Raw genomic sequence first — 25,350 nt, 5'->3', positions numbered from 1 at the left:
GGGCCGGAGTTGCGATGCTAAGGATTTCGGGCCCTTCCGTTTCGCGAGGGCAGGCGTTGCGCGATCAGGCATGGGGATTGCTGTAGTGGCGCCTCATCCGCTTGACTGTCCGCCCCTGGCTGGTCAGCCCGCAGGTGCCACTGAACAAGGAGCCCCCTGATGAAACACAAAGCCGGAAACGCCCAGCAGATCCACGAACTGCTCTATCAGGCGCTTGAGACCGAGATCGGCGGCCTGTCCGTCTACGAGACCGCGGTGTCCTGTGCCATCAACGACGACCTGAAGAAAGAATGGAAGGAATACCTGGAAGAAACGCGTACCCACCACCGCGTCCTTTTGACCGTGTTTGAACAACTGGGACTCGACCCCGAAACCCAGACACCGGGCCGCGGGGTCGTCCGTCATCTGGGCGAATCGCTGGTCAAGGCCATGAAGATGGCGGTCAGTGCAGGCGACCCGGATGCCGCGCAGCTGGTGGCGACCGAGTGCGTGGTGCTGGCTGAAACGAAGGATCACGCGAATTGGTCGCTGATCGGGGTGATTGCCGACCAGCACACGGGCAAGGAAGCCAAGATCCTGAAGCAGGCCTATGACGCCGTCGCGACCGACGAAGACCATCACCTGTATCACACGCAAGGCTGGTCCCGCGAACTGTGGATCGAGTCGTTGGGCTTTCCGGCCGTGCTGCCGCCGCCCGAAGAGGTCAAGCAGGTGGAATCCGCGATCGGCGCATCCCGCGCCGAACAGTCGCGCGACAAGATGCTGAAACACTAGGAGACCGACCATGGCAAGCAAGAAACCCGCAGGCAAGCCCCCCGCAGGCAAGGGCGGCGGTGCACTCGACACCGCTTATATGAATACCGATAGTGGTCCCGCTGCCGGTCCCGCCGGCAAGCCCGGCCATCCGGCTCTCAAGCGAGCCGCCGCCGTGGGCGCCACGGTGGCGGCCATCCCCCACAATGCCGACAAGGCTGCCGAATACGGCGCCGAGGCGGCACGCTGCCCGGTCACCGGTGCGCACGTACCCCTTGCCGATCCGTCCGTGGGCGCCAGCACCTTGTCGGAAAGCGAGGTCTCGGACAAGACCGTCGACGCGGCCGCCCCGGGCGTGAATGCCGTGGATGGCCGGCTGGCGCGCGTGCGCTCGGATGCTGGCGATCAGATGATGACCACGAATCAGGGCGTGCGCGTCGCGGACAACCAGCATTCGCTCAAGGCGGGCTTGCGCGGCCCGGCCTTGCTGAAAGACTTCATCCTGCGCGAGAAGATCACGCATTTCGACCATGAGCGCATCCCTGAACGCATCGTGCACGCGCGCGGCTCGGCCGCCCACGGCTACTTCGAATGCTACGAGGCGCTGACCGACCTGACGGCCGCGTCGCTGTTCGCCGAAAAGGGCAAGCGCACGCCGGTGTTCGTGCGCTTCTCGACCGTGGCGGGCGAACGCGGCTCCAAGGACACGGCGCGCGACGTGCGCGGCTTCGCGGTGAAGTTCTACACCGATGAAGGCAATTGGGACCTGGTCGGCAACAACATCCCCGTCTTCTTCATCCAGGACGCCATGAAGTTCCCGGATCTGGTGCACGCGGTGAAGGCCGAGCCGCATCATGGCATGCCCCAAGCCGCATCCGCCCACGACACGTTCTGGGATTTCGTGTCGCTGATGCCGGAATCCACGCACATGTTGATGTGGGTGATGTCCGATCGCGGCATTCCGCGCAGCTACCGCATGATGCAGGGCTTCGGGGTGCACACGTTCCGCTTCGTCAACGCCCAGGGCGAATCGCGGCTGGTGAAGTTCCACTGGAATCCCGTGCTGGGCACCCATTCCCAGGTGTGGGACGAAGCGGTCAAGGTGTCGGGGGCCGACCCCGACTTTCACCGGCGCGACTTGTGGGAAGCCATCGACGCCGGCAACGGCCCCGAGTGGGAACTGGGCGTGCAGGTCTTCACCGAAGAAGAGGCGGAACGCTTCAGCTTCGACGTACTGGACGCCACCAAGATCGTGCCCGAGGAACTGGTGCCGGTCAGGCCCATCGGGCGGATGGTGCTGGACCGCAACCCCGACAACTTCTTCGCCGAGACCGAGCAGGTCGCCTTCTGTACGGCGCACGTGGTGCCGGGGGTGGATTTCACCAATGACCCGCTGCTGGCCGGGCGCATCCATTCTTACGTGGACACGCAGATCTCGCGCCTGGGCGGCCCGAATTTCCACGAGATCCCCATCAATGCGCCGCTTGCCCCGGTGCACAACAACCAGCGCGACGGGATGCATCGCCAGGCCATCCATCGCGGACGGGTCGCTTATGAACCGAATTCGCTGGCGGGCGGCTGCCCCTTCCAGGCCGGCATGGAAGGTTTCGTGCCATTCCCGGAACCGGTGACGGGCGACGAACTGCGCGGCCATCCCGAGAAGTTCGCCGAACACTACAACCAGGCCACGCTGTTCTTCAATAGCCAGACAGACTGGGAACAGCAGCACATCATCAACGCTTTCGCCTTTGAGCTAAGCAAGCTGACGGTGCCGGCAATCCGGCAGCGCATGGTGGCGTCGCTGCGCAACGTGTCGGACGAGCTGGCCATGGCCGTGGCCGACCAGTTGGGCATGGCCTTGCCCGAGCCCTTGCCGCGCGCCATCGCCGAGCCGCCCAAGCCCGAGGTCGAGGTGTCGCCGACGCTGTCGCTGACCGCAAGACCGGGCGATGGCGGCGTCGCCACGCGCAAGGTCGCCATCCTGGTGGCCGAAGGCGTGGACGGCGCGGCCGTGTCGGCCGTGGCAGATGCGCTGATCAAGGCAGGCGTGGTGGTGCGGCTGGTGGGCCAGCGCATCGGCCCGGTGCAGGCCGAGGACGGCAGCACGTTGGACGCGGACGCGTCGTTGGACAACCACCCTTCGGGGCTGTTCGATGGGGCCATCGTCCCGGGCGGCGAGGGCGCCGTGGGGCGCTTGCAGACGGACGGGCGGGCGCTGGAATTCCTGCGCGACGCCTTCCGCCACGGCAAGACGCTGCTGGCGTTGGGACGGGGCGGGCAGTTGTTCGGATCGGCGGGCATTGCGCCTGACGAGTCAGACGGCGGCCTGCTGATGGGCGGCGGCTCGCCGGCGAAAAGCGCGGGCCTGTTCATCGAGGCGCTGGCCAAGCACCGGCACCCCGAGCGTGAAACGGTGCCGCCCATGGTGTAGCGGCGGGTAGGCATCCGGGAAGATGGCGGGCAATTGCCCGCCATCATCAATAATGATTACAATTCCCATTCTTAAAAATCAGGAAGCGGTCGCGCTACGGCCATGTCGTCCTCGGAATCTCTGGAGCACCGCGAGCTGGGCTTGCTCTATCGCGACCATCACGGTTGGCTGCGCGGCTGGTTGTTGCGCCGCCTGAGCGTGCCCGCCGAGGCCGCTGACCTGGCGCAAGACACTTTCCTCCGCCTGCTGGCTTCGCCCGCGTCCATGGCCCAATTGCAGGGCGTGCGGCAGCCGCGCAGCTTTCTGGCCACGGTGGCGCAGCGCACGCTGGTCGACCACATCCGCCGCCAGGTGCTGGAACGGGCCTGGCTGGAAACCCTGGCGCAGCAGCCCGAGGGCCACGCGATCTCGCCCGAGACGCAGGCCATCCTGCTGGAAACCATCCGCGAAATCGACGCCATGCTGCACGGCCTGGGCAACAAGGTGCGGCGCGCTTTCCTCATGTCGCAGCTGGAAGGCGCAAGCTATGCCGACATCGCGGCCAAGCTGGGCGTGACGGTCAGCTCGGTCAAGAAGTACATGGCGCGCGCGACCGAGCAGTGCCTGGTCTACGCCCTGGAACGACAGTAGGCGGCGATGGCGGACAAGACAATTACCGCGGCGGCGCAATGGTATGCGCGGCTATGCGCCGATGACGTCAGCGCGGCCGATGTGGCGGCGCATGGCCGCTGGCTGGCGGCCGACCCCGAACATGCCCGCATCTGGCGGCAGGTCGAACGGCTGCGCGGCACGCTGGGCGCGGCGCCTGCGCGGCTGGCCGCCGATACGCTGTACCGGGCCGACCATCACTTCACGCGGCGGCGCGCCGTGCTGCGTAACGGCCTGGGGGCGGTGGCGCTGCTTGGCGCCGGCGGCCTGGTGGCCTGGCGCACGCTACCGGTCGAGCGGATGGCGGCCAGTTATCTGGCTGACTACCGCATGGGAACGGGCGAACGCCGCGAACTGGTCCTGACGGACGGCACCTTGCTGTGGCTGGACAGCGCCAGCGCGGTGGACGTGGCCGTGGACTCGCGCGGCCGCCATATCACCGTGCACGCGGGCGAGATCCTGATTGATACCGAACACGCCGCGCAGGGCTTGCCGCCCTTGCGCGTGACGACGCTGCATGGCACGGTGCGCCCGCTGGGCACGCGCTTCACCGTCAACCGGCAAGACACGCAGACGCGCGTCGCGGTGCTCCGGCATGCGGTCGAGCTGCTGCCGCTGGACGGAAGGCCGCCGCTGGTGCTGAATGCGGGCGAACAGGGCGTGCTGGAAGGGGCGGGCGCCCGCCATGACGGCGCCGTCACGGGCGAACCCGACGCCTGGACCCGCGGCCTCTTGATCGTGGATGGCTTGCGCCTGGACGACTTCATTGCGCAGCTGGACCGTTACCGTCCCGGTCGCCTCAGCTGCGACGAGGCGGTCGCGTCGCTGCGGGTGTCGGGCGCGTTCCCGATCGACGACACCGACCGCGCGCTGGCCGCCGTGGAACGCGCGCTGCCCGTCCGGGTGTCGCGTTTCACCCGCTATTACACCCGGGTCGTCGCCCGCGGCTGATTTATTTTCACCTGGCATTGTCCTTTTTCCGTGCTCGTCCGACTTAGCAGGGATTACGTCGGATTTGATTCACGGAAAACCTCGAGCTTATGCCTTTCACTACGTCTTTCCATCGCCATCCCGGTCCGCTGGCGCCGATCGCGCGCGCCGTCTTTGTCGCCCTGATGGGGCTGGCGTCGGCGCCGCCTGCGCTGGCGCAAGCCGCGCCGTCGGCCGACGCCGCCCGCCGCTACGATGTGCCCGCGGGCCCGCTGGGCCTGGCGCTGGGCCGCTTTGCCGCCCAGGCGGGCGTGGTGCTGTCTTTCGACGCGCAACTGACGCAAGGCAAGCAAAGCGCCGGCCTGCAAGGCGATTACGGCATTGCCTCGGGCCTGGCGGCCATGCTGGCGGGCACCGGGCTGGAGGCTGTCAGCCAGGGCGGCAACAACTACGGCCTGCGCGTGGCCGGTGCGCAGACGCTTGCCCCGGTCGAAGTGCTGGGCTCGCGCGAGCCCGCGCCCAGCGAAGGCACGGACTCGTACACGGTGGGCCTGTCCACCACCGCCACCAAGCTGCCGATGACCCTGCGTGAGACACCGCAATCGGTTTCGGTGATGACGCGCCAGCGCCTGTCGGACCAGGGGCTTAACACCCTGGAGGACGCCATCGCCAACACGCCGGGCCTGACCTTCAAGAAGAAGGGGTCGGCCGACGACAACGAAAAGGGCTTGTACGCCCGCGGCATGGAAATCACCAACATGCAAGTGGACGGCGTGCCCACGCACAAGGACTTCAATGCCCTGGGGCTGGACACCGCGCTGTACGACCGGATCGAAGTGGTGCGCGGTTCCACCGGCCTGTTGAACGGCGCGGGCAACCCCGCGGCGTCGATCAACCTGGTGCGCAAGCGGCCCACCCGCGAGTTCGAGGCGGGCGTGGGCGCGGCCGTCGGTTCCTGGGACTACAAGCGCACGGAATTCGACCTGGGCAGCCCGCTGGACGAGTCAGGCAAGCTGCGGGGCCGGCTGGTCGGCGCGTGGCAGGAGGGCGGTTCGTTCGTTGACCGCGTGAAGCAGGATTCGCAATTGCTTTACGGCGTGGTCGAGGCGGATCTGGCCGAAAGCACCCTGCTGACGCTCGGCGCGGAATATCAGTGCAAGAAGTGCACGGCATGCTCGTACTTCGGCTTTCCGGCCGCGTATGCGGACGGCACGAAAACGGATTTCCCGCAACGCTTCAACTCGGCGACCAACTGGAGCCGCCAGGACCGCACGCGCTACAACGTGTTCGCCACGCTGGACCACGAGTTCGCGCCGTTGTGGAAGGGTTCGGTAACCGTGTCCCGCACCGGCGACGACAACGACCGCACCTATGGCTGGTTCAGCAGCAACGGCTGGGCCAACCCGACGACGGGCCAGGGCGCGTCGGTGTGGGTGGCCAAATGGCCCATTCCCAAGACCCAGAATGCCGTCGATGCAAGCCTGACCGGCGCGTTCGACGCCTTCGGCCGCCAGCACGACCTCGTAGTGGGTGCAAGCGCATCGCGCACCCGGGGCGACTACGACATGTATCCGCTTTGGGTTGCGCCGGGTTATGACGCCAAGATTCCCGACATCCGCCAGTGGAACGGCGACATGCCCGAGCCGGACTGGCAATCGACCGGCAAGCGCTACTACACCGAAAAGCAGGCGTCGATCTATGGGGCGCTACGCCTGCGTCCGACTGACGCGCTGTCGCTGGTATTGGGCTCGCGGGTGACGTGGTGGGACCAGCAGGCGTCCTACAACTATGACGATGGCTCGTCCTACCCGGACAACATGCGCGAGCAGGGCGTCTACACCCCCTATGCCGGCGTGGTCTACGACCTGACCAGCACCTTGTCCGCCTATGCCAGCTACACGAGCATCTTCCAGCCTCAACAGGCGCAAAGCGTGACGGGCAGCGTGTTGGAACCCATCAAGGGCAACACCTATGAGATCGGCCTGAAGTCGGCGTTCCTGGACGGTCGCCTGAACGGCTCGCTGGCCTTGTTCCGGACCCGTCAGGACAACTACGCCATGCTGGACGGCGACCGTCTGGCCCCGAATGGCGACAACGCCTACGTGGCCGCCGACGGCGCGGTGATGCGGGGCGTGGAAGCCGAAATCACCGGCGAACTGACGCCGGGCTGGCAGATGCAGCTGTCCTACGCCTATGTGGACCGCCGCCTGCCGCACGGTTTCATCACGCAAGTCGGCCTGCCGCGCCACATCGCCAAGCTGTACACCACGTATCGCCTGCCGGGCGATCTAAGCGCCCTGACGGTGGGCGGCGGGGTGCGGTGGGAAAGCGGCAGCAACTATTCCAGCCGCGGCCCGGGCGGCCAGCCGCTGGAGTCGTCGCAAAGCGGTTATGCGCTGGTGGACCTGATGGCGCGTTACCAGTTCAACCGCCAGTGGTCGGCAACCTTGAACCTGAACAACATCTTCGACAAGAAGTACTACGCCAGCACCAACGTCTACAGCAACTACTATGGCGCGCCGTTCAGCGCCATGCTGGGCGTGAACTACAAGTATTGATCCGGCGGGGCCCGGCCGGACGCCGTGTCCGGCTGGGCCGTCCCGATCAGTCCAGCGTGATGTTCGCGCGCTTGGCTACGTCGCCGAACGTGCGCAGTTCGCGGGCGATCTGTTCCTGGAACGCCTGGCCCGGCAGGTAGACCGGCTCAAGCGCCAGATCCGACACTGCGCGGCGCACCTGCGGATCTTCCATGATCTTGGCGACCGCGCGGTTCAGCGTGTCGATGACCGGCGCAGGCGTGCGCGCGGGGGCGGCCAGCGCGTACCAGCCCACAAAGGACACTTGGGCAATGCCCGCCTCAGTAAAGGTGGGCACGTCCGGCAGCTGCGGTACACGGTGTTCGCCCGTGACGGCCAGTGCGCGGACCTTGCCCGCGCGCACTTGCGGCGCGGCCGACGACACCGTGTCCACGCCCAACGCGACCTCGCCGCCGATCATGGCCGTGATCAATTGCGCGCTGCCCTTGTAGGGCACCGGCATCATCTTGGCGCCCACGGCTTCGGCGAACATTTCGCCAGCCAGGTGTGGCGCGGAGCCGGGGCCGAAGGTGCCGTACATCAGGCCGCCCTTGTCGCTTTGCTGCTTGGCCAGCGCGGCGGCTTCCTGCACCGTATTGGCCGCCAGCCCGTTCTGCGCCAACAGCACTACCGGGGCCATCGCAACGATGGCGATGTGTTCGTAGCTGTGCATCGGGTCATAGGGCAACGACGATTTCAGCGCCGGCAGCACGGTATAGGTCGTGCTGCCCGACAACAGCAGGGTGTAGCCGTCGGGCTGCGCGCGCGCCACGGCGTCGGCGCCGATCACGGTGGACGCGCCAGGGCGGTTCTCGACGATCACGGATTGCCCCAGGCTGCCCGACAGCTTGTTGGCCAGCAGCCGGGCCACCGCGTCGGTGGCGCCGCCCGGCGTGAACGGCACGACGATCTTGATCGGCTGTTCGGGATACGCGGCATGGGCCTCGCCCGCATAGGCGGCGACGGCAAGGTTGAACGCCATCACGGCGGCACAAAATCTAGCGGTCATGGCAAAGCTCTCGATCAGTCAAAAGGGGAAAGCGAAAAAGGGAAGACGCATTCACGCGGTAGCCGAGGCCACCGCCGCGTCACGCAGGGCGGGGCCCTGGTCGCCCAGGTCCCAGAACAGGCCGGCCATGATGGCCAGCCCTTCGCGCGCCACGCTGCCCAGCAGGTGCTCATTGGGCGCATGCTGCGCGCAAGCCGGGTAGGAGTGCGGCACCCACAGGGTGGGCAAGCCCAGTTGGTCGGCAAAGATATCGTTGGGCAACGAGCCGCCCAGATTGGGCAACAGCGCGGGCCGCTTGCCGGTCGTGCGTTCCAGCGACGCGGCGGCCCAGCGCACCCAGGCATTGTCGGGCGACAAACGCGTGGCGCCGGCCTGCATGCCGATCCGCACCTGCACGTCTGCAAACCCCGCCTGGCGCAGGTGTTCGCGCACATGGGTTTCCAGCGCGCGCCAGTCGGTGCCCACCACGAAACGCAGCTGGCACCAGGCCACGGCTTCCGCCGGGATCGCGTTCACGGGCTTGGCGGGATCGCCCGCGCCAAAGGTCAGGACGTCCAGGCTGTTCCAGCCGAACACCTTCTCGGGCGCGGACAGGCCGGGTTCGCCCCACCAGGCGTTGATCTCGGGGTCGTCTTCGCCGCCGCCCACGTGCAGGTCGGCCAAGGCGTCAGCCACCGCGGCCGGGATGGGGGGCGGGCGCAGGCCATCGACGGTGATGCGGCCCTTGGCATCCACCAGCGTGCCGATGGCGTGCATCAGCACGATGGCCGGATTGGCCAGCAGGCCGCCCCAGTTGCCGGAGTGGTAACCGCGTTCGCGTGCGCGCAGCTTCAATTCGAAATTGACTGCCCCGCGCGATCCCATGAAGAGCGTGGGGCGTTCTGCATTCAGGCGCGGGCCGTCGCTGGCAATGAACACGTCGGCCGCCAGCGCGTCGCGCTGGGCTTCGCAGAAGGCGGCCAGGCCGGGCGAGCCCGCTTCTTCGCCGGTTTCGATGAGCCAGGTCGTGTTGAAACCCAGTTTGCCGTCCCGTGCGGCGATGACCTGCCGCAGCGCTTCCAGATTGATGGAGTGCTGGCCCTTGTTGTCGGCCGTGCCGCGGCCGTACCAGCGGTCGCCCTCGACTTGCAGGCGCCAGGGATCGCGGCCGGCTTCCCATTTGGCGGCGTTGCCGCGCACGACGTCGCCATGGCCATACATCAGCACGGTCGGTAGGCCGGGCTGTTCGATACGGCGCGCGACCAGGATGGGCAGGTCGACCCCGGCGGGATTCGCGTGGACCTCACAGGAAAAGCCCAGCGCCGTCAGCAGCGGGATCAGGTCTTCGTTCAGGTAGGCATGCTGCGCGGGCGCCTGTTCCGGCACTTCGCTTTCCGTCGCGTAGGCGACGCGACGCGTCAACGTGGCCAGCAGGGCGCCGGAATCAAAGGCTTCAACGGCATGGAGGACGGCTTGTTCGCGAATCACATCGGCTCTCGGGTACGCAAAGGAAGCACAAAGTTATTACGCTTCACCCCGTGCCACAATTAGATAATTAGCATCTTTCCCATGCTTTTAAGGCATGAATTCGGAGCCCATCATGATTTCACTGGCCTTGCGGTATTTCCTGGAAGTCGTCCGTTGCGGATCGATTGCCGGGGCTGCCGCCGCCCAGCACGTGGCGGCTTCGGCCATCAGCCGCCAGATCGCCAAGCTGGAAGACGACCTGGGCATCGTGCTGTTCGAGCGACAGGCGCGCGGCATGGCGCTTAGCGAAGCCGGCCGGCAGCTTGCGGCTTACGCCAACGCCGCCGCGTTGGAGGCCGAGCGCGTCACCACCCAGATCCGCCAGCGCGGCCACGTGGGCGACGTCACCATCCGGCTGGCGTGTACCGAAGGTTTCGCCCATCGCTTCCTGCCGCTCAGCATGGCCGAATTCAAGCAGGTACGGCCGCAGGCGCGGTTTCATCTGCATGTGGAGCGGCCCGAGGAGGTCAGCCGGCAGATCCTGGAAGGCCTGTCGCAGATCGCATTGCGCTATTCCACCGTGCAGGACGAACGCTTGAAGACCGAACTGCTGACGCGGGCGCCGGTGTACGCGGTGATGTGCCGGGATCATCCGCTGGCCAGCCGGCGCAGCGTGGGCATGCGGGATCTGGCGGACTATCCGCTGTCGCTGGGCGACCAGGGCACGACGGTGCGGCAACTGTTCGATACGGCCTGCGCGAACGCGGGGCTGCACATCGAACCGGCCTATGTGTCGAACCATTCGGCGGCGTTTCTGCCGATGCTGCCCGGCAGCCGGATCGTGGCGCTGACGGGGTATCTGACCCTGATGGGCCAGGTGGGCAGCGACAAATTGGCGGGCGTGCCGTTCACGAATCCGGAAATGCGGCAACGAAGCATCCAGGTGCTGACATTGCAGGGCAGGACTTTGCCGCTGCTGGCGCGCGAGTTCCTGGCGTTCATGGCCGAACGGTTGACGGCGGCGACGCGGTTGCCGGAGTAAGCCCGCCGAATCGGCTCCCGCGAGTGAAGACGGCCGCGGGAGCCAGGATTACTTGGGCGTCGCGTCGTCGTTGGCTTCGTTTGCGTGCTCAAGCGGCATGTCGATATGACAGGCGATGCCGTCCGCCTTGAACTCCAGGGCGGTCTGCGCGCGTAGCGCGACGACGAGCGTCTGCTCGATCAATTCACGGCCGTAGCCCTGATGCGTCGCGTCCGGCGCGGCGGGAAGGCCGGACTCCGTCCAATCCAGGACCAGGTGCTCGGTGTCGGCGTCGCGGCGTTCGATCCGCCATTTCACGTCCAGCCGGCCCGATTCATAGCGCAGTGCGCCGTATTTCACGGCATTGGTCGCCAGTTCGTGAACGGCCAGCGCCAGGGTCTGGATGCGTTCCGGGCTGATGCGGACCTCGGGACCGTTGATCGTGACCTGGCGTTCGTTGCCAACCGCGTCGAGTTCGCGATGCACGACGCCGCTGAATTCGATCTTTTCCCCGTTGGTTTCGCTCAGCATGCCCTGTACGCGGCTCAGGGCGGCCAGGCGCGTGTCCAGACGCTGGAAGGGTTCGCCGTCGCCTAAGGTGCGCCGCGCCACGCTCTGCACCAGCGCCAGCAAGTTGCGGGTCCGGTGCTGCAGTTCGGATATCAGGACGCGGTGGCGCCGTTCGGCGCGGGTAATGAGGGTGATGTCGATGAATGTCACGACGACGCCGTCGACCTGGCTGTCGCTGCTGCGGTAAGGCACCAGGCGCAGCAGGTAGTGCTTGCCGTCCAGGGTGCCGGCGATGCGGCGTTCGATGGGTTGATAGTGGGTGTAGACCTGGGCGATGTCGTTAGCGAAGGAGGGCAGGTCGAAACGGCTGGCCAGATCGGTGATGGGGCGGCCGCAGTCGCTGGGCAGGATGTTGAAGACGTCGCCCATGGCCGGCGTGAAGCTGCGGATGATCAGGTCGCGGTCCAGGAACAACGTGGCGATCGCCGTGCTTTCAAACAGGTTGTGCAGGTCGCTGTTGCTGCGGTCCAGCTCGTCGACCTTGCCGTGGAGTTCGGCGTTGACGGTGTGCAGTTCTTCGTTCAGCGATACCAGCTCTTCCTTGGAGGCTTCCAATTCCTCGTTGGTGGATTGGAATTCCTCGTTGACCGACACCAGCTCTTCATTGGAAGACTTCAGTTCCTCCAGCGCGGTCTCGTATTCCTCGATCATGGATTGCAGGCGCTCGCGCGTGTCGCGCAGTTCCAGCTCGATCTGCTGGGCCGCGCCTTGCTGCGTGATGCTGCCTTGCGCGTAGGCTTCGTCGCGGTTCAGCGGGGGGCCGTGGTCAGCAAACAGGATCAGGAACAGCGGTTCGTTTTCCTTGTGGTCGGCCAGGGGCTCCACGGTCAGGGTCACCATCTGGACGCGGCCGTCCTCGCCTTCCACGGCCACGCTCTCACGTACCGCGGGCCGGCCGGTTTCCGCGGCCTCGTGCAACAGCGTGCGCAGGTCCAGGCGCAGCCCCTTGCGCGCCAGGGTCAGCACCTGGCGCGTCGGCACGCCGGCGGCGGCCTCTAGATACTTGCCGGTGCGCCCGGAGTAATAGACGATGTCGCCGTCGCGGTTGACCAGCACGTGGGGCGGCGCATGTTGCGCCAGCACCTGGCTATCGACGGATTGGCGCAGCGCCGAAGCGCCGGTCTGCGCGCGGCGCAGCGCGGAATGGGGCAGGTCCGGTTTATGCATGGAGGGCAGGGTGATCGTAGGGCGTGGCTGCGCGCCGATATCCGTGCGGCGCTGGAAGATCCGGTGTTTCTTGTTGATCGGGCTGAACAGGTCGTTGAACTGGGTGACGTTTTCCGACATGCCCAGGAACAGATAGCCGCCCGGCCGCAATGCATAGTGGAAGGTGGGAATGACCTGCTTCTGGATGCCGCCGCCGAAATAGATCAGCAGATTGCGGCACGACACCAGGTCGATCCGGGAAAACGGCGGGTCGCGCAACACGTTGTGCGGCGAGAAAATGCACAGGTCGCGCACGGCCTTGCTGACCACATAGCTGTCGCCATCGGCCACGAAATAGCGCTCGCGCCGCGCCTGCGATACCCCCTCAAGCAAGGCGGCGGGATATCGCGCCGCGCGCGCGACGGCCAGGGCGCGGTCGTCGATGTCAGTGGCGAAAACCTGCACGCGAGGCGCCGTCGCCAGGGTGTCCAGGTGTTCGCGCAGCAGGATCGCCAGGGAATAGACCTCTTCGCCTGTGGCGCAGCCGGGCACCCACAGGCGTATGGTTTCCGTCGCGCCGCGGTCTTTCAGCAGTTGCGGAATGACCTGTTCCTGCAAAGATTCGAAGGCTTCGGCATCGCGAAAGAAATTCGTGACGCTGATCAGCAGGTCGCGAAACAGGGCGCCCGCTTCCTGGGAGTTCTGCTTCAGGAATTCGACATAGGCGGCCAGCGTGGGCATCTGGTTCACATGCATGCGGCGCTGCACGCGGCGCATGAAGGTCTTGCTCTTGTAGCCGCTGAAATCGTGGCCGATGCGGGTCCGCAGCAAGGCGTAGATCTCGTGCTTGGCGGCTTCCAGCCGGCCGCGCTCCGGCCCTTGGGCCGCAGCGTCGTCCAGATCGTCCAGGTGGCCCAGCCCGACCGCGAAATCGACCAGCTTGGCGCCCATCTGATCCGCCGGCACGATGAAGTCCACCAGGCCGGTGGCGATCGCGCTGGCGGGCATTTCCGGGCTGCTCGGCCCGAAGCCATCGGCCGACTGCGCCAGGGTCAACCCGCCTTGCTCCTTGATGGCCTTGATGCCCAGCGTGCCGTCAGAGTCGCCGCCGGACAGCACGACGCCCGCCGAGAATTCGCCGCGATCCAGCGCCAGCGACGTGAAGAACAGGTCGATCGGACGGGGGCCACGCTGCTCGGGTACCCGTTGGCGCAGCCGCAGGCGCCCTTCGTGGATCGACATCACGGCATCGGCGGGCAGGACGTAGACGTTGTCGACCAGGACTTCCGCGTCCTGCGTGGCGGTCTGGACCTTCAGGCCGGTGTAATGCTGGATCACCTCGGGCAGGTGGCTTTCGCGCACGGGGCTCAAATGGGTGAGCACGACGAACGCCAACCCCGGCTTCGGGGGCACGGCGCGGAAAAAGCCTTCCAACGCCTCGACGCCGCCAGCGGAAGCGCCAATACCCACAATGGGAAATTCCGTTTGCACAGTCATGGTCTCTTCGGCCTGATCAATCACGTAAACAGCGTTTGAAGCTTCAACGAATCAGAAACCGGGGATGGGTTCGCCACTTGATGCGGAAAAACAATGGGTGGCGTGGACGCGTGCATAGTCCCCTTTTTCTGCGTCGGCGCCGGAACGCCGTGGTTACGCGCTGTTATCGGAATACACGCACCGACATTACCATGTACGCCTGGGGATTGATATGCGAAGCACTGGTCCTGCCGGACTAGGGCGATGGGACTAAGCCGTGCGGGCCCGTGTGGAGCGGACTTTCAGCCGCAGCCGTTCCAACGCCAGGTAGACGATCGGCGTCGTGTACAGCGTCAGGAACTGGCTGATCATGAGGCCGCCGACGATCGCGATGCCCAGCGGGCGCCGCAGTTCGGAGCCTTCGCCCATGCCCAGCACAAGTGGCAGCGCGCCCAGCAGCCCCGCAAGATTGGTCATGACGATGGGCCGCAGGCGCAGCATTGCGGCGCGGTGGATGGCCTGTTCAGGCGTCAATCCTTCACGCCGTTCCAGGCTGAGCGCGAAGTCGATCATCAGGATCGCGTTCTTCATGACGATGCCGACAAGCAGGAACAGCCCCAGCAGCGCAATCAGGGTGAACTCGATGTTGGCTAAGCGCAACGCCAGCAGTGCGCCCACGCCCGCCGAAGGCAGTGTCGACAAAATGGTCAGCGGATGCAGCGGGCTTTCATACAGGATGCCCAGCACCAGATAGATGGCGATCAGCACCGCCAGGATCAGCCAGGGCTGGTCTTGCACGCTTTGCTGGAAGTTGCGGGCGTCGCCGCCCAGGCGCGTCTGGATGGATGACGGCACCATCAGTTTTGCCATGGTGGCGTCGATGGCGGCCAGCCCCTGTTCCAGGGACACGCCTTCGGCCAGCGAGAAGCCGACGCCTACGGCCGCGAACAGCCCGTCGTGGAAGACGCGGTCGTTGACCAGGCCGTTCTCGTACGTCGCGAATGCCGTCAACGGCACGCGCGTGCCGTCGGCGGCCACGACCTGCACCTGTTCCAGCACCTCGGGGTCTTCGGTGTAGCGGGGGTCCAGTTCCAGTACCACCCGGTACTGGTTCATGGCGTCGTACAGGGTGGCCACCTGGCGCTGGCTGAAGGAATTGCTGAGCACGCTGCTGATCGTGTTCATGTCCACGCCCAGGCGCTGCGCGGCGCTGCGGTCGATGTTGATTACGACCTGCTGGGTGGCGCCATCGCCTTCGGCATCCACGTCGCGCAGTTCCGGGATGGCCTGCATGGCCTTGGAGATCTTGCGGGACCATTCCCGCAGGGCGGGCACGTCGCTGGCCATGATGGCCAGTTCGTGGTCGCCCGAGTTGCCGAAGCCGCCGGGCATGCGCAGGTCCTGGTCCACGTTCAGGAAGAACATGCCACCCGGCACCGCCGGAGAGTTCGTACGCAGCCAGTTGATGACCTCGGTCGAGGACTCGTCGCGCTGAGACACGGGTTTCAGCCGGATCAGGAACAGCGAATTGCTGATGCCCAGCCCGCCGCCGTTGTAGCCGATGACGTCTTGCACGGCCGGGTGCTTGAGCACCAGCTGGCGGTATTGGTCGATCTTGGGCTGCATGACCTGGAACGAGAACCCGTCGTCGCCGCGCACGAAGCCGACCAGCTGGCCGGTATCCTGCACCGGCAAAAAGCCCTTGGGGGCGTCCACATACAGGTAGACGTTCAGCCCGATGACGCCCGCCAGCAGCAACAGCGTCAGGCGCGCATGGCCCAGCACACGGGCCAGCGACGCGCCGTACCAGTCGTGCACCCGTGCAAACGCCGCCTGCATGCGAGAGGGACGAGGGGGGGGCGCCTGATGCGCCGCGCCCGGCTTGAGCCAGCGCGCGCACAGGGCGGGGATGATGGCCACCGACACCACCAGCGAAATCACCGTGGCTGCCACCAGCGTGATCGAGAATTCGCGGAACAGCCGTTCCACCAGCCCGCCCATGAACAGGATGGAGACGAACACCACGCTAAGCGCCACGGTCATGGCGACCAGCGTGAAACCGACTTCCCGCACGCCGCGCAGCGCCGCCTTTCTGGGCGACAGGCCCCGTTCGATGTGCCGCGAGATGTTCTCCAGCACGACGATCGCGTCGTCCACCACCAGGCCGGCGGCCACGATCAGCGCCATCAGCGACAGGTTGTTCAGCGAAAAGCCCCACACGTACATGACGGCGAAAGTGGCGATCAAGCAGACCGGAATGGCCACGCTGGGGATCGCCGCCGCGCGCGCATTGCCCAGGAACAGCCACACGACCAGGATGACCAGCGCCGTGGCCAGCGCCAGCGTGACGTGCGCTTCGCGCAGCGTGGCGTTGATGCCGGGCGAGCGGTCCAGGGCCACGGTCAGGTCCACGTCGGCCGGCATCAGCGCGCGCAGGCCGGGCAGGGCTTCGTTGATGGCCTTGATGGTTTCGATAATGTTCGAGCCGGGCTGGCGGCTGATGGTCAGCACGACGGCCGGGTTGCGGTTGTGAAAGCCGCTGCTGTATCGGTTTTCCACCGAATCGCTGACCTTCGCCACCTGCGCCAGCCGGATGACGGCGCCATCTTCGTGGCGCACGATCAGGCTTTCGTATTCCTGGGCGGTGCGCGGCTGGGCTGGCGTGCCGACTTCCCAGCGCTGGCCGGCCGAATCCAGCTGGCCCTGCGGCCGCATGGGCGCCGCATCCGAGATGGCCGCGCGCACCTCATCCAGCGCCACGCCATAGTGGGCCAGTGCGTTGGGATTGACCTGCACCCGCACGGCGGGCAGCGAACTGCCGCCCATCGTCACTTCGCCCACCCCGTTGATCTGCGAGATCTTCTGCGCCAGCACCGTCGCGCCCAGATCGTAGAGCTGGCCGGCCGGGCGGGTAGGGGAGCTGAGCGCCAGCGCCATGATGGGCGCCTGCGACGGGTTGATTTTGCGGTAGCTGGGGTTGCCCGGCATACCCGCGGGCAATTCGGCGCGGGCCGCGTTGATGGCGGCCTGCACGTCGCGCGCCGCTTCGTTGATGTCGCGGTCCAGGTCGAACTGCAACTGGACGCGCGTGGCGCCCTGGTTGCTGGACGAGGTCATGGCGCTGACGCCGGCGATGCTGCCCAAGGCGCGCTCCAGCGGCGCGGCCACGGTGCTGGCCATGCTTTCGGGGCTGGCGCCCGGCAGGTCGGCACGCACTTCGATGGTGGGGAAATCCACCTGGGGCAGCAGCGCCACCGGCAACAGGCGCCAGGCCACCGCGCCCAGCAGTGTCAGCGCCAGCGCCAGGAAGATGCAGGCGACAGGCCGGTGCAGCAACGCCCGGATCATGCCGCGGGCCCGTCAGTCCGGGCGGGCTTGGCGGCAACGCCACGCCGCTGGCCCAGGCGGTGGAAGAACAGGTAGACCGCGGGGGTGGTGAACAGCGTCAGCACCTGGCTGACCAGCAGCCCACCCACCATTACCCAGCCTAGCGGCTGGCGCAATTCGGCGCCGGAGCCCGTGGCCAGCATCAACGGCAGCGCGCCGAACAAGGCGGCCAGCGTCGTCATCAGGATGGGGCGCAGGCGCAGCAGCGCGGCCTCGCGGATGGCGGCTTCAGGCGGCAGGCCGCGCGCGCGCTCGGCTTCCAGCGCGAAGTCCACCATCATGATGCCGTTCTTCTTCACCAGCCCGATCAGCAGGATGATGCCGATGACGGCGATCAGGTCCAGCGGCCGGCCTGTCAGCAGCAGCGCCAGCAGCGCGCCCACCGTGGCCGACGGCAGGGTCGACAGGATGGTGACGGGGTGGATGGCGCTTTCATACAGCATGCCCAGCACCAGATACATCGTGACCACGGCAGCCAGCATCAGCCACAGCGTGTTGGACAGCGACGCCTGGAACGCCGACGCCGCGCCCTGCAGGCGCAGTTCGACGCTGGGCGGCATGCCGATGTCGCGCTGGGCGGTGTCGATGGCGGCGATGGCCTCGCCCAGTGAGCCGCCCGGCGGCAGGTTGAACGACAGGTTCACTGCGGGGAATTGCGACAGGTGGTTCACGGCCAGCGGCACGGCGCGCTCGCTGACGGTGGCCAGCGCCGACAGCGGAATCGCCTGGCCGTCTTCGGTCTGCAGATGGATGCGTTCCAGCGCGTCGGGGCTCAAGGCCAGGCGCCGGTCCACTTCCAGCACCACGCGGTACTGGTTGGACTGGGTGAACAGGGTGGCGACCTGGCGCTGGCCGAACGCGTTGTACAGCGTCTGCACCACGTCGTCCATCGTCACGCCCAGCCGCGCGGCGGTGTCGCGGTTGACTTGCAGGAAGGCCTGGCGGCCGTCGCCTTGCAGGTCGGACGAGACCTCGGCCAATTCGGGCGATTGCGCCAGGCGCTGCATCAGCGCGTGGCTCCACTGGGTCAGCAGCGCGCTGTCGGGCGAGGTCAGCGTGAACTGGTACTGGCCGCGGCTGACGCGGTCTTCGATGTTCAGTTCCTGCACGGGCTGCAGGAAGAGCGAAATGCCCTGCACCTCGCGGGCGCGGGAGTCCAGCCGGGCCATGATGTCTGCCAGCGGGGCGCTGCGCTCGGCCCAGGGTTTCAGGTTGATCAGCAGGCGGCCGGTGTTCAGCGTGGTGTTCATGCCGTCGATCCCGATGAACGACGACAGGCTCTGCACGTCCGGGTCGGCCAACAGCGATTGCGCCACCGCTTGCTGGCGGCGCGACATGGCGTCGAATGAGGTGTTCTGCGACGACTGGGTCACGCCTTGCAGCACGCCGCCGTCCTGCACCGGGAAGAATCCCTTGGGCACCGCCAGGTACAGCAGGCCCGTCAGCACCACGGTGGCCACCATGACCAGCAGCGTCAGGCGCTGGTGGCGCAAGGTCACGTCCAGCCAGCCGGCGTAGCGGGCCTGCACGCGGTCCAGCAGCCCGGGACGGGATTCCACGTGCGCGGGCAGCAGGCGCGCGCACATCATCGGCGTCAGGGTCAGCGACACCGCCAGCGATATCAGGATGGCCACCGCCAGCGTGATGGCGAATTCGCGGAACAGCCGGCCCACCACGTCTTCCATGAACAGTAGAGGTATCAGCACGGCGATCAGCGACAGCGTCAGCGACACCAGCGTGAAGCCGATCTGGCCGGCGCCTTTCAGCGCGGCCGACATGGGGCTGTGGCCCTGCTCGCGGTAGCGCGCGATGTTCTCCAGCATGACGATGGCGTCGTCCACCACGAAGCCCGCGCCGATGGTCAGGGCCATCAGCGTCAGATTATTGGTGGAAAACCCGGCAAGATGCATGAACCCGAAGGTGCCGATCAGGGACAGCGGCACCGCCAGGCTGGGGATCAGGGTGGCGGGCAGGTTGCGCAGGAACAGGAAGGTCACCAACACCACCAGGCCCACGGCGAACACCAGTTCCCACTGCACGCCGCGGACCGACGCACGGATACTCTCGGTGCGGTCGGTCAGGATGCGCACCTGTGCCGCGGCGGGCAGGCTGGCCGTCAGCTGGGGTAGCAACGCCTTGACCTGATCGGCCACGGCGATGACGTTGGCGCCTGGCTGGCGCTGGATGTTGACCAGCACGGCGGGCTGCTTGTCGACCCAGGCGGCCAGGTAGCGGTCTTCAGCGCCGTCCTCGATCGTGGCGACCTGGCCCAACCGCACCGGTGCGCCGTTCTTCCAGGCGACGATCAGCTCGCGGTATTCCTCCGCGCTTTGCAACTGGTCGTTGGCGTCCATGATGACCGAGCGCACCGGGCCGTCGAAGCTGCCTTTGGGCTGGTTCGAATTGGCCTTGCTGATGGCTTCCTGCACGTCGGACAGCTGCAAGCCGCGGGCGGCCAGCGCCATCGGGTTGACCTGCACCCGCACGGCCGGGCGTTGTCCGCCGGTCAGGCTGACCATGCCCACGCCGGACAGTTGCGACAGGCGTTGCGTCATACGCGTGTCCACCAGGTCGTAGACCTTGGGCAGCGGCAGCGAATCGGACGTGACGGCCAGCGTCAGGATGGGCACGTCGGCGGGGTTGACCTTGCGGTAGATGGGGGGCGTGGGCAGGTCCGTCGGCAGCAGCGAACCGCTGGCGCTGATGGCGGCCTGCACTTCCTGTTCGGCCACGCCCAGCGATACGTCCAGCGAGAATTGCAACGTGATCACCGAAATGCCGCTGCCGCTGGTGGACGACATCTGTTTCAAGCCTGGGATCTGCCCGAATCGCCGCTCCAGCGGCGCCGTGACCGCGCGCGCCGTGACGGTCGGACTCGCCCCGGGGTACTGGGTCGTGACCTGGATGATCGGGTAATCCACCTGCGGCAGGGCGGCGACTGGCAGCATGCGCCAGGCCAGGATGCCCGACAGCAGCAAGGCGATCATCAGGAAGGACGTTGCGACCGGGCGCAGGATGAAAGGGCGTGACAGGCTCATGCGCGGATCAGGTAAGGGGCGGGACGGCTAGGGGCTCGACGATCTGGACGTCGCGTCCGTCGTGCAGGCGGTCCACGCCTTCGACTACGACGCGCTCGGCAACGGCCAGGCCCGCTTCCACGACCACGTGGCCGGCGTTGGCGGAACCCAGTTGCAGGACCCGGCGCGTGGCGCGCTGGTCGTCGCCGATGACGAACACGAAGGCGCCTTCGGAGCCATATTGCACGGCGGCCGACGGAATGGTGATGACATTGTCCTGCTGCACCACGGCCAGCCTGATGTTCACGAACTGGTTGGGAAACAGCGATTCGTCGGCGTTGTCGAAGCGGGCGCGCAGGCGCACGGTGCCGCTGGCTGTCTGGATGCGGTTGTCCAGCGCTTCCAGGGTGCCTTCGGCCAGGATGCGGCGGTCGTCCGCGTCCCAGGCCTGCACCCGCAGCACCGCCGTCTTGGCCTGCGCCCGGCGCAGGATGTCCAGCCGGGTCTCGGAAATGCTGAAGATCGCCGAAATCGGCATCGTCTGCACCAGCGTGGTCAGGCCGTTGGCATCGTCGGCCCGCACGTGGTTGCCGGCGTCGATGCGGCGCAGGCCGATGCGGCCGTCCTGCGGGGCGACGATGCGCGTATGACCCAGCAGGCGTTCGGCATCGGCGACTTGGGCCCGGTTCAATTGGCGCTGCGCGGTGTACGCGCGCACCTGGGCTTCGGCGGTGTCCAGTTGCTGACCCGCCACGGATTCCTGGCGCGCCAGGCGCCGGTAGCGCTGCAAATCGGCCTGGGCGTTGTCCAGCAACGCCTGGGTGCGCGCCAGTTCTCCCTCGGCGGCGGCGAGCGCGGCCCGATAGGGCCGGGCGTCGATTTCGGCCAGCAATTGGCCCCGGGTGACGGCCTGGCCTTCGGTGTAATGCAGGCGGACCAGTTCGCCGTCGACCTGGCTGCGCAAAGTCACCTGCGCCAGCGGCGTGATGGTGCCCAGCGCGTGCAGATCGCGTTGCAGCGGGCCCATGCGGGCGGCGGCTACGCTGACAGCCACGGGAATTTGCCCGTATTCGGGCGGGCGGGCGGGGGCGGGGCCTTGACTCCCCATCAACCCGTACGCAACCGCGATCAGCACGGCCAGCAACAGGGCGGCGGCGATCAGGATCAGGCGCTGGGTTCGGGAAGGGTGGCCCGCGAAAGAGGGCAGTGACATCTGGGCTGCCAGTCAGGATGTTGCGGACAGCCGAGATTCTATATTAATAATAATGATTAGCGTTATTAACGAAGGTTTTCAAGAGGGGTTTTCGCCATATGGTTGTCTGGAATTCAACGTAAAATCCGGCCGTCGCCGCGAAGTACCGGCGCAATGCGCCTCTTCTACGGCATGTACGTCGATCTCCATACCCTATATCTCCTTATCATCGGGACGCTGCTGGCCAGCGCGGGGATGATCTTCTGGGAGCTTCGGGCCCATCCCCTGCGCAGCAAGACGCTGCGCATGCTGGGAACTGGCTTTGCCACGTTGGCGATGGGATGCGTGCTGGTCCTGTTCCGGCGGGATCTTCCCGGAGCGTTCGGCTCGGCGCTCAGCAACCTTGTCATTCTTTCGGGTTATCTGCTGGTGCTCAACGGCGTGGCGTCCCTGCGGGGGCGTCAATACCGCGCCGGATCCGTGGCGCTGCTGGCGGTGATGGCGCTGGTGTGGGCGGTGACCGGGACGCGATGGCAGGATGTCGTGTGGGCCTACGCCAGCGCGGTGCCGATTGCCCTGATCAGTGGCATGACGTCGCTGGAGATGTTGCGGTGCCGAGCCATGCAAGCGCTGCCGGCCCGACGGATCATCGTGGTGGTGACGGCCATTCATGCGTTGCTGTATGCCGGCCGCGCGGGCGTGCTGCCCTGGATGGTGGCGACCTTCGGCCAGGAGGTGTTGAGGGCCGCCAGCAACATCACCATGTACGAGGGCGTGCTGTATTCGGTCATTTTGCCCATGACGCTGGTCAAGCTGATCCGCGAAGAAACGCATGGCCAATTGCTGCAGGAATCCCAGACCGACTATCTGACCCGGCTGGGTAACCGCCGGTGGTTCTTCGAGCAGGGCGCGCGCGTCATCGGCGGCCCGGCCGGGCAGGGCCCCGTTGCCATGCTTGCGTTCGACCTTGACCATTTCAAATCGATCAACGACCTGCACGGCCACGAAACGGGCGACAAGGTCCTGACCTCGTTTGCGGGCGTGGCGCAGGGCACGGTCGGCCTGGCCGCCGTACTGGCCCGGATCGGCGGCGAAGAGTTCGCGTGCCTGTTGTCGGGCGACGACGCGCGCCGCGCCCACCTGCTGGCCGAAGCCATCGTCAGGCGTTTCGCCGAGACGATGGCGGATCCTGCGCGGGGCGTGGGGATACCGGCCACCGTCAGCGTCGGCCTGGCGCAGTTCGACGGCGACGTGCCGCCGTTGGCCGCCGGCCTTGCCGCGGCAGACCATGCGCTGTACCGCGCGAAGGCGCTGGGCGGCAATCGCGTCGAATTGGCACGCCTGGGCGCAAGTTCCGCCGCGGCGTGACTGGCTAGTCGTTATAGTGGCGGCTATTTTCAATAGCAGGTCAGCAAGGAGCAGGTCCATGGGTGAGCATCCCCTCGAAAGTCCGCGGCAGTTGTTCGAACGCCTTCAAGCCCGATTGGAGACGGAACGCGCCCGCGTGCGGCAATGGCAGGCGGTTGAGGCCGACTACCAGCGCAAGTATTCCGAAGGGCTGTCGCCGCTGGAGCAAAAGCTGCAAGAACTGCGCATGAAGCTGGTGCTGTGCTTCGACCACGCGCACAAGAACATGGGGCTGTCCAAGTCGGAACGCGAATTCGTGTCTGAACTGGTGGTGGAGTTTTCCGAAGAACTGCTGGAATTGGCCGCCAAGAGCGAGCTGCCGGCGGCCTGCGACACCGGGCGCCTGAAAGTGCTTTATAAAAAGCACGGCGGGTCGGACTATGACGCGGATGCGGCCGACGAGACCGAAGACGCCAAGGTGGAACTGGCGGATGCATTGGGGCTGGATCCGGACACCGACCCGGGCGTGTTGTCGCCAGCCCGGCTGCTTGCCCTGATCCAGGACCAATACGTAGACGACGAAGCCGAGGAGCTGCTGGCGCTGGCGCGTCTGGCCACCCGCAGCAACACACCGAATGCCGTGGCATGGCAAGCCCTGCACGACGCCGAGCAGGTGCGCGTCAGCCAGGCTGCGCAGAATCCCGACCTTCAAGCCGATGTGGACACGGCCGCCGACATCGACGAGGCGCGCCTGCCGCAAGTCAACGCCGTCCTGCAAGCCCAGTTGGACGACGTCCTGCACCAGGCGGCCTACGCGGAAGAAGGCTTCAAGCTGCGCTACGACCTGGATCCGTTCGCCTCGTTCGACCCGGAAACGGTGATGGAAGACCTGGACGCCGATATCGTCGACATACAGGAATACATCCGCGAACTGGAACACGAAGTCATGCAGTTCTCGGACCAGGGCCTGCTGAAGTCCTGGCTCAAGGCGATGAAGCGCGAAATCGCGGCCATCGAGCGCCGCGAAGGCCGCGACTGATGGGCGGCGCCCGGCGTCAGGTGCGTCGGGCCACGGGCACCACGCGAATGACGGGTGCCGCCGACTTGGCGGCGTCGGCGCGCGGGCGAATCATCATCGGGAAAAAGCGCCACAGGTACAGCGCCAAGGCCAGCACCCAGGCTGTCGTGGCGGCATGCAGCAAGCCGACCGTGGCGGCAGTGGGCAGCAGGGCGGCCAGGCGCAGCAACGCCGCCAGGATCATCAACGCGTAGCTGACCACCATGCTGCGGTCGGTCTGCAGCGGCCGTCCCAGGTGGCCCAGCGCGGTGCGGGTGACCATGCCCAGTATCAGCACCGAAAACCCGGCCACCCCGATCACATGCGCGGGCCAGGCCGGGCGCACGACGTAGCCGGCCAGATGCGCGGCGCCCACCAGCAGGCCGATCCCCACGCCCAGATAGCCCGCATACAGAATCCATAGCAGCGGCACGCGGCGCACGGCCCAGGGTTTCCAGGAGACCCATTGCGCCAGCGCGATCAGTCCGGTCGCCGCCAGCGCCAGCGCGGCCAAACGCGGGGCGTCGGCCGTGAGGCAGGCGATGGCGACCACGCCTAGCCCCAACTGCCAATGTCCGCTGCGCGTGTGCGCGGGGATATCCAGGCCCGCCACGGCGCGTTTGGCGAAAAAGGGCAGGACGCGGCGCGCGATCAGCTGCGTCAGTACCGCCATGCACAGCAGCCCGGCGTTGAAGTAACGCATCAGGGCAAGATAATCGCCTTGCACCACGGCCCACAGGTACATGGCGTTGGCGGCGGCCAGCCCCAGCATCAGGAAAGGCACCCCCGCATTGCGCTGGTTGCGCGTCATCCACACGGCGCGGCCCAAGGCGGCGGCGCCCCACAGGAAGAAGCCCAGATCCGCCGCGGCCGCCACCAGGAACGCGGGCCGGCCCGGCACCAGATAGCCCGCGCGCGCCACGATCCACAGCAGGCACAGGCCCGCAAGCGCGTTGCCGCGCAACGGATTCTTGCCCGTCCAGTTGGCGCCCGCCGTCAGCAGGAAGCCCACGGCGATGGTGGCAACGAAGCCCCACAGCATCTCGTGCGCGTGCCAGAACATGCCGCCCATGACGCCCGTGATGCGGGCCGGCGCATGCACCCACAGCCATACGGACGCCAGCGCCCAGAAGCAGCCCGCCAGATACAGCGGACGGAACCCCATTTCGGTGAAAGCGCCCCATTGGGGGCGGGGCTGCCGGGCGGGCGCAGCGGGTTCGTCGATGGTCAGCAGCGGAGGCATGGCGGTCTGTCGGATTAAAGGTGTATTTGAAATGCATATTAATCCTGCGCCTGCCCACCCGCCAGCGCGATTGTTTGATCTGGCGCAAACATGCCCGGGAA

General features: G+C 66.6%; 15 protein-coding genes. 8 read left to right on the top strand and 7 right to left on the bottom strand.

The annotated features are described in order from the left end of the window. The first annotated feature begins 159 nt into the window (after window positions 1-159). The 5 genes from CEY09_RS07965 to CEY09_RS07945 all read left to right on the top strand — a co-directional run bounded on the left by CEY09_RS07965 (window position 160) and on the right by CEY09_RS07945 (window position 7,320). Window positions 160-774 carry a ferritin family protein gene (locus CEY09_RS07965; protein ID WP_088588227.1) on the top strand — a complete coding sequence of 205 codons (615 nt, stop codon included), beginning with the start codon at window positions 160-162 and terminating at the stop codon, window positions 772-774. A gap of 10 nt (window positions 775-784) precedes the next feature. Continuing rightward, entirely contained in the window at window positions 785-3,184 is a 2,400-nt protein-coding gene (locus CEY09_RS07960) for a catalase (RefSeq protein WP_088588226.1), read from the top strand. Window positions 3,185-3,286: 102 nt separating this feature from the next. Beyond that, window positions 3,287-3,814 (top strand): sigma-70 family RNA polymerase sigma factor, encoded by a 528-nt coding sequence (locus CEY09_RS07955; protein ID WP_088588225.1) that lies wholly within the window; start codon window positions 3,287-3,289, stop codon window positions 3,812-3,814. Between the two features lie 6 nt (window positions 3,815-3,820). Further along, window positions 3,821-4,783: a FecR domain-containing protein gene (locus CEY09_RS07950; RefSeq protein WP_088588224.1), complete on the top strand. Its 963-nt coding sequence runs from the start codon at window positions 3,821-3,823 to the stop codon at window positions 4,781-4,783. Window positions 4,784-4,872: 89 nt separating this feature from the next. Beyond that, a complete protein-coding gene (locus CEY09_RS07945; protein WP_088588223.1) occupies window positions 4,873-7,320 on the top strand; it encodes a TonB-dependent siderophore receptor in 2,448 nt (815 codons plus the stop codon). 46 nt (window positions 7,321-7,366) lie between these two features. Here the strand turns inward: CEY09_RS07945 and CEY09_RS07940 are convergent, their stop codons facing one another. Next, window positions 7,367-8,347 (bottom strand): Bug family tripartite tricarboxylate transporter substrate binding protein, encoded by a 981-nt coding sequence (locus CEY09_RS07940; protein ID WP_088588222.1) that lies wholly within the window; start codon window positions 8,345-8,347, stop codon window positions 7,367-7,369. A 51-nt stretch (window positions 8,348-8,398) separates the two neighbouring features. Next, window positions 8,399-9,814, bottom strand: coding sequence for a M20 family metallopeptidase (locus tag CEY09_RS07935; RefSeq protein ID WP_088588221.1), 1,416 nt, complete (start codon window positions 9,812-9,814; stop codon window positions 8,399-8,401). Between the two features lie 112 nt (window positions 9,815-9,926). On the opposite strand from CEY09_RS07935, the gene CEY09_RS07930 reads away from it, so the two are divergent. Then, the gene (locus tag CEY09_RS07930) at window positions 9,927-10,835 is read left to right on the top strand and encodes a LysR family transcriptional regulator (RefSeq protein WP_088588539.1); all 909 of its coding nucleotides are present in this window, start codon (window positions 9,927-9,929) and stop codon (window positions 10,833-10,835) included. Between the two features lie 48 nt (window positions 10,836-10,883). On the opposite strand, the gene CEY09_RS07925 is transcribed toward CEY09_RS07930, so the two are convergent. The 4 genes from CEY09_RS07925 to CEY09_RS07910 all read right to left on the bottom strand — a co-directional run bounded on the left by CEY09_RS07925 (window position 10,884) and on the right by CEY09_RS07910 (window position 21,623). Beyond that, entirely contained in the window at window positions 10,884-14,027 is a 3,144-nt protein-coding gene (locus tag CEY09_RS07925) for a CheR family methyltransferase (protein ID WP_088588538.1), read from the bottom strand. Between the two features lie 249 nt (window positions 14,028-14,276). Beyond that, the gene (locus CEY09_RS07920) at window positions 14,277-17,354 is read right to left on the bottom strand and encodes an efflux RND transporter permease subunit (RefSeq protein WP_088588220.1); all 3,078 of its coding nucleotides are present in this window, start codon (window positions 17,352-17,354) and stop codon (window positions 14,277-14,279) included. Next, window positions 17,351-20,431: a multidrug efflux RND transporter permease subunit gene (locus CEY09_RS07915; RefSeq protein WP_088588219.1), complete on the bottom strand. Its 3,081-nt coding sequence runs from the start codon at window positions 20,429-20,431 to the stop codon at window positions 17,351-17,353. The genes CEY09_RS07920 and CEY09_RS07915 overlap by 4 nt, the downstream gene beginning before the upstream one ends. A gap of 7 nt (window positions 20,432-20,438) precedes the next feature. Continuing rightward, window positions 20,439-21,623, bottom strand: a complete 1,185-nt coding sequence (locus CEY09_RS07910; protein WP_088588218.1) for an efflux RND transporter periplasmic adaptor subunit — start codon at window positions 21,621-21,623, stop codon at window positions 20,439-20,441. Between the two features lie 171 nt (window positions 21,624-21,794). On the opposite strand from CEY09_RS07910, the gene CEY09_RS07905 reads away from it, so the two are divergent. Both CEY09_RS07905 and CEY09_RS07900 read left to right on the top strand, forming a co-directional pair. After that, window positions 21,795-22,970 carry a GGDEF domain-containing protein gene (locus CEY09_RS07905; protein WP_088588537.1) on the top strand — a complete coding sequence of 392 codons (1,176 nt, stop codon included), beginning with the start codon at window positions 21,795-21,797 and terminating at the stop codon, window positions 22,968-22,970. 58 nt (window positions 22,971-23,028) lie between these two features. Continuing rightward, on the top strand, window positions 23,029-23,988 hold the full coding sequence (locus tag CEY09_RS07900) for a molecular chaperone DnaJ (RefSeq protein WP_088588217.1): 960 nt from the start codon (window positions 23,029-23,031) through the stop codon (window positions 23,986-23,988). Between the two features lie 16 nt (window positions 23,989-24,004). Here the strand turns inward: CEY09_RS07900 and CEY09_RS07895 are convergent, their stop codons facing one another. Then, complete coding sequence (locus CEY09_RS07895) at window positions 24,005-25,249, bottom strand: NnrS family protein (RefSeq protein ID WP_088588216.1); 1,245 nt, start codon at window positions 25,247-25,249, stop codon at window positions 24,005-24,007. Window positions 25,250-25,350 lie beyond the last annotated feature (101 nt).

Origin of the sequence: Achromobacter marplatensis, from assembly GCF_002209535.1 — a bacterium.
GTDB lineage: Bacteria > Pseudomonadota > Gammaproteobacteria > Burkholderiales > Burkholderiaceae_B > Achromobacter > Achromobacter marplatensis.
Note: the sequence above shows the minus strand (reverse complement) of the source record. Positions and strands in the feature narration are given on the sequence as shown.

Coding starts and splice junctions, on each gene's coding strand:
- CEY09_RS07940 (WP_088588222.1), bottom strand. CDS start 8,347: ATGACCGCTAGATTTTGTGCCGCCGTGATGGCGTTCAACCTTGCCGTC.
- CEY09_RS07950 (WP_088588224.1), top strand. CDS start 3,821: ATGGCGGACAAGACAATTACCGCGGCGGCGCAATGGTATGCGCGGCTA.
- CEY09_RS07915 (WP_088588219.1), bottom strand. CDS start 20,431: ATGAGCCTGTCACGCCCTTTCATCCTGCGCCCGGTCGCAACGTCCTTC.
- CEY09_RS07945 (WP_088588223.1), top strand. CDS start 4,873: ATGCCTTTCACTACGTCTTTCCATCGCCATCCCGGTCCGCTGGCGCCG.
- CEY09_RS07930 (WP_088588539.1), top strand. CDS start 9,927: ATGATTTCACTGGCCTTGCGGTATTTCCTGGAAGTCGTCCGTTGCGGA.
- CEY09_RS07910 (WP_088588218.1), bottom strand. CDS start 21,623: ATGTCACTGCCCTCTTTCGCGGGCCACCCTTCCCGAACCCAGCGCCTG.
- CEY09_RS07965 (WP_088588227.1), top strand. CDS start 160: ATGAAACACAAAGCCGGAAACGCCCAGCAGATCCACGAACTGCTCTAT.
- CEY09_RS07925 (WP_088588538.1), bottom strand. CDS start 14,027: ATGACTGTGCAAACGGAATTTCCCATTGTGGGTATTGGCGCTTCCGCT.
- CEY09_RS07900 (WP_088588217.1), top strand. CDS start 23,029: ATGGGTGAGCATCCCCTCGAAAGTCCGCGGCAGTTGTTCGAACGCCTT.
- CEY09_RS07905 (WP_088588537.1), top strand. CDS start 21,795: ATGTACGTCGATCTCCATACCCTATATCTCCTTATCATCGGGACGCTG.
- CEY09_RS07920 (WP_088588220.1), bottom strand. CDS start 17,354: ATGATCCGGGCGTTGCTGCACCGGCCTGTCGCCTGCATCTTCCTGGCG.
- CEY09_RS07895 (WP_088588216.1), bottom strand. CDS start 25,249: ATGCCTCCGCTGCTGACCATCGACGAACCCGCTGCGCCCGCCCGGCAG.
- CEY09_RS07955 (WP_088588225.1), top strand. CDS start 3,287: ATGTCGTCCTCGGAATCTCTGGAGCACCGCGAGCTGGGCTTGCTCTAT.
- CEY09_RS07960 (WP_088588226.1), top strand. CDS start 785: ATGGCAAGCAAGAAACCCGCAGGCAAGCCCCCCGCAGGCAAGGGCGGC.